This window comes from Microcystis sp. LE19-8.1F, from assembly GCF_027531715.1.
In the GTDB taxonomy this organism is placed as follows: domain Bacteria; phylum Cyanobacteriota; class Cyanobacteriia; order Cyanobacteriales; family Microcystaceae; genus Microcystis; species Microcystis wesenbergii_A.
In genome coordinates this window covers 1-7,441 of record NZ_JAPZSO010000074.1, presented here as the reverse complement: position 1 = coordinate 7,441, position 7,441 = coordinate 1, and the positions used below count along the sequence as shown (strand labels likewise).

The window sequence follows — 7,441 nt, the reverse complement described above, 5'->3', positions numbered from 1 at the left end:
AAGTAGGTAGGCGTTAAAAATTATCAGACACCCCCCTTATCAAGGGTAGGGTTGATTCATGAATCAACCCTACCTTATCAAGGAGGGCAGGGGGGATCGAACCTAAAATCCATTTTTAATTTAATTATAACCAGCTACTTAGTTGAAATTCCCCATTCCCCCACTTCCCACGTCCCACTCTCCACCCAGTTTCAATGGGTCTTAGCTTACTATCAATTTTGGCCAAGAGTCAGTTTTTTGAAAGATTTTCTAAATAAATCAATAAATCAGCCATAGCTTGAGGTTCGGGCTGAAATTTCGGCATTGGCGGGGTTTTACCGCTAATTACCTGTTCAATCAGACTAATTCTCGATTTGCGATGGGAAACGTCCTCTAAACTTGGTCCGACGATGCCATCAGCAAGCTGACCGTGACAAGCAGCACAGTTAATTTGAAAGATTTCGTAACCGCGACTGACATTACCTTGTAGGGATAACACCTCTTTAATATAGGGATCCGACATCTTAGCCAGATGAAAGGTGATTAAAAAGGTGCTAATCAGGAACAAAACCACGATTATAACCATTGAGAATCGATAAATCCCGAATTTTGGTTTAACTAACTGACTATTCACGCAAGCTGCCGAAGAAAAGATGAGTTTCTCTTTACATTTTGCAACTTTTTGCCCGAAAATTCCACCGCCCCTGCTAGAGATAGAGAAATGGGGAGTAAGATAAGGCAAAAGTGCAACTTTTTCTAACCCTCTAGCAATGAACCTATTAACCAGACTGGAAGATTGGCCCTATATTATCTTACCTATCACCATCATCCTCAGTTTCCTGCTGTTGGGATGGCTTGTAGAAAAGCGCGTTGTCAGTCAACTTTTATCGATTGCCAGAGAAAAAAACCTGCGTTTCTCGGAAGGGGTTTTACGTTCCATTCGTGGATTAAGCATACTTTGGTTCGGACTTTTGGGTTTAAATATTGCCCTCTCCCTTCCTAATCTTCCCCTCTTTCCCTCCCTCATTCTCCTGAGCAAAAAATTTCTGCTAGTAGCTTTTTTAGCTTCGGCTACTTGGGTTGTTGCTCAATTATCCCTGGAAATATTACGAGTTTATACCACGGGAGATGATGGCATTTCTTCCCTAACTTCCCTATTTGAATTTCTCGCCAAAGTTCTGATTTTTAGCTGCGGTTTTTTGCTGATTTTAAGCTCGATTGGCATTTCGATAACTCCGCTGCTTACTGCCTTTGGTATTGGGGGTGTTTCCCTCGGTTTAGCTCTCCAAAATACCCTAGCTAATTTAATGTCGGGGATTAATATTATCACTTCTAAAAAAGTTAGACCGGGAGATTATATTGAACTGAGAACGGGAGAAGCTGGTTATGTGCGAGATGTGGATTTAAGATGCACAGTAATCGAAGAAATTACCAATAATCTTTTGGTCATTCCCAATGCTCAGATCATTTCTTCTAGTTTCCGTAACTATAGTTTACCAGATCACTCTCTACTGATTCCCGTGGAAGTGGGCATTAGTTACGATAGTGACTTAGAAAAAGTCGAAAAAGTTACCCTAGAAGTTATGCAAGAAATCGCCCAGTTATTGCAACCTCACCTCGGTGAATATCAACCCTTGATTCTTTATCGTAAATTCGATTACTATAGTATCCTGCTCACGGTTTATCTCAAGGTGGTAGAAGAGGAATTTTTTCAACATCTCACCATTAAACACGAATTTATTAAACTCCTACACCGACGCTATCGGCAAGAAGGAATTACAATTCCCTATCCGATTTTTTTTCCCTATACCCCCACTAATCCCCCTAGTTAATCTCAACAACAACAATTTAAAGGCGCGGGCAGTTTACAACTGATAATTCTCCTCAAAAAACTTACGAGTCATCGGTTGAGAAACTTCAAGACCGTGGCCTTCTCCTAATAATTCTAGGGGTTTTCCTTCCACTTGAATCCAGACTTTGGCATTAGGATCCTCGGTAGTAGTAGTATAGATGATTTGTGCCAAACGACCGATTAACATATCAGGACCATCATCAGTGCCAAACTCCCGCGAGAGATTAATCTTAATTCCCGTTTTATCTACTTTTAAATCAAGTAATTTAGTCCCGGCGGGAATAGTAGTCATATCCTGAGGATTACTTGGACCAGCTAATAGAGTTTGCAATACTGCTGTTAACTCTCGCTCGCGGCTAAGCGCTTTTTGAACGGTAATTTCTTGGGTGACTAATTGATTACCCGTATCGGTCACTTTTAACCAATAAACCTGTCGAGTTTCCCTAACAGGAATAGCTGCAGGAGTCGCTGTCGGACTTGTCTTCACAGGACCCGGAGAAACCGGTTCAACAATTGGTGATTGACTTATCGGCGCCGGAGTAAGAGCTTCAATCGGGTTTTCGCTAGTTTTCTGGGAGGAAGATAGGTGATGGACGGCAAACCAGGCAGTGGCCCCACCAGCAGTAAATAAAGCGAGGCCGATACCAATTATCCAAGGCAAAGAGATTTTATCACTAGAGCGAGAACTAGGCATAATTCAGTTATCAGTTATCAGTTATCAGTTATCAGTTATCAGTTATCAGTTATCAGTTATCAGTTATCAGTTATCAGTTATCAGTTATCAGTTATCAGTTATCAGTTATCAGTTATCAGTTATCAGTCGAAGGCTTTTATTCTCCCCATCTCCCCACTTCCCCACTTCCCCACCACCCCACTTCATAATTCAGGCTCTTCGGTTTGTGTTATGCAATGGACGGGGGTTATAAGGGATGGAACCCCTATATAGAAAGGCATTTAGCGATTTTTGTCAATTATTTTCGATCTAGAGCGAACTAATCAATTAAATCCCTTGCCAGATAAGGATTTAGTCGATTTATGCCCCCCTATCGAACCATACCAAGTAACGAAGAGCCATAATTCATAATTCATAATTCATAATTCCCACTTCCGATCTCCTGTTTTCCGACCGTTAAATTTAATTGGGGTTCCCCGATCGAGGTTCAATGCTGCCAAAGGCGGCTATACTCAGCTTATCATCGTCGATCTGCAATTGGAGAAGGCGGGCGATAATTCCTTGTTTCTCGAAGTTTTTTAAATCTAACTGGGCGGATATACCCTCGGCAAACCCCTTGAGAAGGCGCGAGGAGATGCGACGACCGTTAAGAGTGGCTGTGGGGTCAATAAGCTCGATTTTTCGCCCCTGCACTAGCTTAAATCCCACTTCTAAGCTCAGATCGAGGCTGGCTGCGGGGCCGTCCGGCCGTTGGGTCTCTAGCTGCAGGCTGAGGGCGACTCGATTATTATTAAGAAAGTTAAAATTTGCTTGACTAAGTTGATATTTTGTGCTACCCAATTCTTCCCTAGAGGGAATCAGATTATTAATCAGAGTCTGAATTGGCTCTTTGACCGCTGCCGATTGTAAAGCTTGATTAACATTAGTTTCCGTGAGGACGAGATGCAATGCCCCCGCAGCCGGTCGGCGCAAGGCGGCGGCTAAACTGCCGTTTTTTTGCTGTAATTGCCGCAAATCGAGGCTAATTGGCTCAGTTTCTAGCTCGATCTTCTCAATGCGAACATCGGCACGGGGATAAATTCCCCGTGCAGAAATGCGAACTCGAGCGATTTTGCCTTGCAGAGCCTGATAATTGGGAGTATTATCGACTCTCACGGCTAATTGTTCCACTTTTTGGACTTGGGAGCGAAGGGTATGGGCTAAAACCGTATCGATAATTGCCCCTGCGGGAGTTAACAGGGTCAAAACACTAGCGAGAGTGATTGTTAGCCATTCCATCGCTCAATTACACCCATCCAGCTAAATTTTGCCAAGCATTAGTCAAAAGCTGACTTAACCAACGTCGTTGCACTTGATCTAAAATCGGGTCTTCTGCGAGAATTTCTTCGGTAAGATCGTCTAGAGATTGACCCTGGGCGCGGGCCATTCTAATAATTCCCGCAATCACGGCAGCGATCATCTCCTCGTCCACGGGGCGCTGTCGGAGGGCGGCAATTTCTTCGGGGGTAGTCGGGATGGGATAATTCATAATCAGATGGGGCTGGCTGTGTATTAATCTAGGTATGTAAAGTTTTTAAAACTTTTTTCAGAAAACTTTTTGTGTAGTCTAGCGTAATCAGACCATTTTTGACTTGTACTTTTGGGTATTTTTGGGTGTAATAACTAAATCAAGATGAGAGAAATCCTTTACAGAGAAATTCCGACTCCTGACTCGATCGCCGTTTGTCAGTGGTTACAATCCGATTGGCAACCCGCCAGCGGTGTCAAGACAAATACACCTAACGGGGTGAGATTGCGCTTATCGGAGGCGATCGAATTGTCGATCTTTGTCTGGACGCTGCAACGGACTACTTATTTAAAAGTTTTCCGCTGGGGTCAGCGATCGCATGACCGAGAAACATCCCTGACTCAGCAGCTCGATCGAGCTTTACAAAAGCGTTTTCCGCCGCAGTTTAGCACGATACCAAACATCGATCAAAAAAATCACTCAATTTTTACAGATTTAGAAGCGGACTATCCCCTAACGGTTCACTACTTCCGCAAAATGCCTCAAGGGGAGGCCGATTTAGAACGTTTGTATTGGTGGGAAAAACGTTGGCGCGACAGTGCCAAAAATCCCCAACAACCGCAGCCGGTAATTTTCTCTAGCAGTGAGGAAAATGATCATCCCATCGCCTATGACTTAATTTATATTGGTGGTGCCTTGGGGGCAATTCATGCGGCACAGATGGCCAAATTAGGTTATCGAGTCCTCTTAGTAGAAAGACTGCCTTTCGGACGAATGAATCGGGAATGGAACATCTCTCGATCGGAGTTTCAAAGTTTAATTAATTTAGGCCTATTTACGTCCGAGGAATTCGAGGAATTAATCTTCCAAGAATACATCGATGGCTTTAATAAGTTTTTTGATGGCAATAATCCCCCCCATCTGAAAGCCAAAATTCTCCATACTCCCACGGTTTTAAATATCGCCATTAATTCCGATAAATTGCTGCAATCCTGCGCTAAAAAATTACATGATCAGGGCGGTAAAATTCTCGATCAAACAGAATTTATTAAGGCTGATATTACTGCCAATAGTGTTACTGTCACCCTTAATCATGGTGGAGAAATTCAACAGATAAAAGGCCGTTTATTGATTGATGCTATGGGTTCCGCTTCTGCCATTGCTTGGCAATTAAACGGAGTGCGCGCCTTTGATAGTGTCTGTCCGACGGTGGGGGCAGTAGTAGAAGGATTCGAGCCGCTGGTGTGGGATTCTCACTATGGCGATGTCTTAAATTCCCATGGCGATATTTCTAAAGGCAGACAACTAATTTGGGAATTATTTCCGGGGGAAGGAAAAGAATTAACCTTCTATCTATTTCACTATCATCAAGTCCATCCCGATAACCCCGGTTCTCTGTTGGAAATGTACGAAGATTTCTTTACTATTTTGCCCGAATATCGACAGTGTGACCCAGAAAAATTAACTTGGAAAAAACCCACCTTTGGTTATATACCGGGACATTTTAGCACAGGCAAAAAAGATCGAATTGTCTCCTTTGATCGCATTTTAGCCATCGGTGATGCCGCCTCCCTGCAATCACCCTTAATCTTTACTGGCTTCGGTTCTTTGGTGCGTAATTTAGAGCGCTTAACCGAGCTTTTGGATACGGCATTGAAACACGATTTACTAACAGCTAAAGACCTAGAAAATGTGCGTGCCTATCAAAGTAATGTGGCGGTAACTTGGTTATTTTCTAAAGGAATGATGGTGGCCACGGGAAAAACTTTACCACCCCAAAGAATTAACGCCATGTTAAACACATTTTTCGGTTTATTGGCCGACGAACCGCCAGAGGTTTCCGAAACTTTTATTAAGGATAAAACCGATTGGTTGACCTTTAGCCGTTTAGCAATTAAAGCGGCCAGAAAAAACCCCGCTTTACTGTTATGGATAGCAGAAATGGCTGGCAGTCAGGATTTAATTCGTTGGTTGGGTTCCTATCTCGATTTTAGCCTTGATGGAGTCAAAAATCTGCTTTTTGGTCTCTGGTTTCCCCAATGGTTAAAAAACTCCCAAAGCTGGCTAGAAAAAGACAATCCTCGCCTCTGGTTAAAGTTATTGAGTTTTAATTATAGCTTAAGAAATTAGAGGATATTTATCAGGTAAACTTTGATATAAAGGTAAGGTGCGTGTGTGCGGTCTCCAATTTGGTCAAAAAAATAAAACTAATAATCCACGCACCACTTTTAAATCATCGATTAATTCCCTATAAAAATTATTAATTTTGCAACAATTTTAGTTATTCCAAATTGTTGCAAAATTAATAAATCTTGATCGCCTGTAATTAAAAAGTCAGCTTGACTATCTTTGGCTAAGGCTAAAAGGTAGTTATCTTTAGCATCTCTACAGATATTAATTTTTGATTTAGTCTCAATACATAACCCAATTATGCTTAAAAGTTCAAGTAATTCTTGAACTTTACTTTGGGAAAAATGCTTTTGTAATTTTGGTCTTTTGGTAACAAGGTTAATCTCATTAAGTAGCTGTGGAGAAAAAATCGGCACAAGAGTTTTTTCAATCAGTAGATATTTTAAACCAGCTAACTGTTTACCAATAAGAAAGCTAATCCAAAGGTTAGTATCAATAATAACTTTAATCGGTGGCTTGTTGTCCATAAATTTCAGCCCTAACTTCCTCCACTTCTTCGGTAATTGTCTCTAGGGAAAGCTCATCAGTTTTAAAGGTTTCTAAAAGCTGGGTTAATTTTTGATTTAAAGTTTCTTTTTCGAGTTCTTTACTGAGTTTTATTTTGTCACTTTCTGGGAGTTGTTTAACCAAATCTAAAATCTGGTCAAAGTTTAAGGTTAGTTGGTAAGTTTTTTGGTTCATTTTCTCAAATTATTGTTTATTGATAAAGCGAGGTGTTAGGTATCGAGTTCCTGAAAAGCTGATGTTGACGTGAGCAAAATCCCTAAAATTAGACTTGACAAAAGACCTGAGATTGTTATATTCTACAGGTTACAAGCCTTGGCACGAGAGAGCCACGCCCCAGGCAGCAATTATATCATTCATTCTACCTGAATATCAAACAGGAACTAGAAGCCTGTTACTAGGGAGAGATTGCTACGGGGGGATATTGATTGAGAGATCAAGGTTAACTCTGGTATCATACCATATAAAGCTTTTGTCGGGTGCGTTAGTAATAGCATAACGCACCAATTTTCTTAAGATGGTGCGTTACGGCGCAATCATAATTTAATTATTAACAAATTTCCTTTAAATACGCGCAAACACACACCCTACAAGCTACTATAGCGTTTTTCAGTCTGCTGAGGTACAAAAGTTATGGGTTTTAGGCAAAAGGCAAGAGGCAAAAGTCAAAAGGGAAGAAAAATATGTGTACCTCACTAGCTTATAGCGGTGTGCAGTCGTATTAGGTACAGTGTCA

Annotated in this window: 8 protein-coding genes; 2 read left to right on the top strand and 6 right to left on the bottom strand. The window is 41.5% G+C overall.

Translation table 11 applies throughout. From position 1 onward, the window contains the following. Positions 1-229: 229 nt before the first annotated feature. On the bottom strand, positions 230-565 hold the full coding sequence (locus tag O9334_RS07690) for a c-type cytochrome (RefSeq protein ID WP_045358376.1): 336 nt from the start codon (positions 563-565) through the stop codon (positions 230-232). 184 nt (positions 566-749) lie between these two features. On the opposite strand from O9334_RS07690, the gene O9334_RS07685 reads away from it, so the two are divergent. Next, positions 750-1,811 (top strand): mechanosensitive ion channel family protein, encoded by a 1,062-nt coding sequence (locus tag O9334_RS07685; RefSeq protein ID WP_287999780.1) that lies wholly within the window; start codon positions 750-752, stop codon positions 1,809-1,811. Between the two features lie 33 nt (positions 1,812-1,844). Here O9334_RS07685 and O9334_RS07680 read toward each other — a convergent pair whose 3' ends face one another. The 3 genes from O9334_RS07680 to O9334_RS07670 all read right to left on the bottom strand — a co-directional run bounded on the left by O9334_RS07680 (position 1,845) and on the right by O9334_RS07670 (position 4,032). Beyond that, a complete protein-coding gene (locus O9334_RS07680) occupies positions 1,845-2,525 on the bottom strand; it encodes a GerMN domain-containing protein (RefSeq protein ID WP_287999779.1) in 681 nt (226 codons plus the stop codon). Between the two features lie 441 nt (positions 2,526-2,966). Beyond that, entirely contained in the window at positions 2,967-3,782 is an 816-nt protein-coding gene (locus O9334_RS07675; protein WP_045358289.1) for an LmeA family phospholipid-binding protein, read from the bottom strand. A gap of 7 nt (positions 3,783-3,789) precedes the next feature. Then, entirely contained in the window at positions 3,790-4,032 is a 243-nt protein-coding gene (locus tag O9334_RS07670; RefSeq protein ID WP_002763591.1) for a hypothetical protein, read from the bottom strand. Positions 4,033-4,176: 144 nt separating this feature from the next. On the opposite strand from O9334_RS07670, the gene O9334_RS07665 reads away from it, so the two are divergent. Continuing rightward, on the top strand, positions 4,177-6,141 hold the full coding sequence (locus tag O9334_RS07665; protein ID WP_287999778.1) for an FAD-dependent monooxygenase family protein: 1,965 nt from the start codon (positions 4,177-4,179) through the stop codon (positions 6,139-6,141). Positions 6,142-6,251: 110 nt separating this feature from the next. Here O9334_RS07665 and O9334_RS07660 read toward each other — a convergent pair whose 3' ends face one another. After that, complete coding sequence (locus O9334_RS07660; RefSeq protein ID WP_287999777.1) at positions 6,252-6,668, bottom strand: putative toxin-antitoxin system toxin component, PIN family; 417 nt, start codon at positions 6,666-6,668, stop codon at positions 6,252-6,254. After that, positions 6,646-6,882, bottom strand: a complete 237-nt coding sequence (vap15, locus tag O9334_RS07655; RefSeq protein ID WP_002762933.1) for a type II toxin-antitoxin system VapB15 family antitoxin — start codon at positions 6,880-6,882, stop codon at positions 6,646-6,648. Before vap15 ends, O9334_RS07660 begins: the two co-directional genes overlap by 23 nt. Positions 6,883-7,441 lie beyond the last annotated feature (559 nt).

Bases quoted from the DNA above. Each gene is read 5' to 3' on its own strand.
- O9334_RS07675 (WP_045358289.1), bottom strand. From the start codon at position 3,782: ATGGAATGGCTAACAATCACTCTCGCTAGTGTTTTGACCCTGTTAACT.
- O9334_RS07660 (WP_287999777.1), bottom strand. From the start codon at position 6,668: ATGGACAACAAGCCACCGATTAAAGTTATTATTGATACTAACCTTTGG.
- O9334_RS07665 (WP_287999778.1), top strand. From the start codon at position 4,177: ATGAGAGAAATCCTTTACAGAGAAATTCCGACTCCTGACTCGATCGCC.
- O9334_RS07680 (WP_287999779.1), bottom strand. From the start codon at position 2,525: ATGCCTAGTTCTCGCTCTAGTGATAAAATCTCTTTGCCTTGGATAATT.
- O9334_RS07690 (WP_045358376.1), bottom strand. From the start codon at position 565: ATGGTTATAATCGTGGTTTTGTTCCTGATTAGCACCTTTTTAATCACC.
- vap15 (WP_002762933.1), bottom strand. From the start codon at position 6,882: ATGAACCAAAAAACTTACCAACTAACCTTAAACTTTGACCAGATTTTA.
- O9334_RS07685 (WP_287999780.1), top strand. From the start codon at position 750: ATGAACCTATTAACCAGACTGGAAGATTGGCCCTATATTATCTTACCT.
- O9334_RS07670 (WP_002763591.1), bottom strand. From the start codon at position 4,032: ATGAATTATCCCATCCCGACTACCCCCGAAGAAATTGCCGCCCTCCGA.